The organism is Streptomyces sp. NPDC007856 (genome assembly GCF_042868225.1).
Lineage (GTDB): Bacteria > Actinomycetota > Actinomycetes > Streptomycetales > Streptomycetaceae > Streptomyces.
Genome location: NZ_JBIAEC010000122.1, coordinates 1 through 1,203, shown reverse-complemented (window position 1 = coordinate 1,203; position 1,203 = coordinate 1). Strand labels below are relative to the sequence as shown.

Below are 1,203 nucleotides of genomic sequence, written 5' to 3'. Positions count from 1 at the left end.
GAACCGATCGGTTGTTGGACGGGGGCACCGCAGCAGGGTATGGAGCAGGCCGGCCAAGGCCAGGCCCCACGAGAAGCTGACCTCTGGAAGGGGCGGCCGACTCCGGCCGCCCCTTCGGCATGCCCGGCACGGGTCGGCCCCGTCCGGACGGGGCCGACCCTGTGGCTTGAGGCGAAGGATCGCCTCACCTACCAATCACTGCTGGTGCTGCTCTCGCTGTCCCAACTGCTGCTTCCGCCGTAGCCGTTGTCGCTGTCCGTGCTGCTGTCGGGCGTTGACCACGCACTCCAGTCCGGTTCGTGGCGGGATTCGTCCTCTGCCGCACGTTCCCGTGATCTCCTGCTCTCCCGTTCCAGGTCGCCCTCGCCCCATCTGTGGAAGTGGTGGTCGTCCGTTTGCTGCGACCAGATTCCGGGCTGGTGGCTCTCCGCGATGTGCGCGCCCGATCCCCGAGCCCGCTGCCCTTGACGGGCGTACGTCGTGGTGTTCCGCCGGCCGGTACGCGACCTTCTCCAGACCGCGGCCAGGACGCGAACAACGACCACGGCCAGAATGACCACGATGGTCTGCAACACGGTCATGTCCCACACCCCGCCTCGTTGAAGCCGCCCAAACCGCGGCCTTCGCAGACCAACACGCCCCCGCCACGGCCGAGGGAGGACCCTTCGGAAAGCTCTACGCCGTAGCCAGGGCCCCGTGCCCCACATCGCCGCGAGCCAGGCCCTTCGGCCTGGAGGGGCCCGGTAGTCCCTTCTCTCCTTGCCCCGGCCACCTCCGCTCGAAGCCGGGGTGGCCCGGGTCTTCTGCGAGGTAGAACGCCCGGGCAGTCGCTGGTACGTCCGGCTCGCCGTGGCGTCGGAGATCAGACCCAGTGCGCGGCAGCGGTAACACCAGGGAGTGCACGGACACGCCCCAGGTCCGGCGCAGACCCGCCAGATACCCCAGGTCCATCCGGTACGGCAGCAGGGGCAGGATGCTCGCCTGCCGGGTGAGGAACTCCCCGGCGAACGCATATCCGCCTCGCGCTCCTGCCTACTGTCGCCCGTGGCGTCGCCGCGCAGCCCCAGGTGGCAGCCAGAGCGCCAGCCGGCCAGGTCATTGCACCCTCAGTCGTTGAGGATTTGCTGAAGCGCTGGAGGTGGAGGCCGTCGCCCATCACAAGGTCGCGAAACCTGCCGGACTGCACAATGAGCGAGGCTGCCG

The 1,203-nt window shown here is 69.1% G+C and carries 1 protein-coding gene; it reads right to left on the bottom strand.

What is annotated here, in order from left to right; translation table 11 throughout:
* Positions 1–188 precede the first annotated feature (188 nt).
* Positions 189–581: a hypothetical protein gene (locus ACFYOH_RS44870; RefSeq protein WP_388638160.1), complete on the bottom strand. Its 393-nt coding sequence runs from the start codon at positions 579–581 to the stop codon at positions 189–191.
* Positions 582–1,203: the final 622 nt, after the last annotated feature.

Bases quoted from the DNA above. Each gene is read 5' to 3' on its own strand.
- ACFYOH_RS44870 (WP_388638160.1), bottom strand. From the start codon at position 581: ATGACCGTGTTGCAGACCATCGTGGTCATTCTGGCCGTGGTCGTTGTT.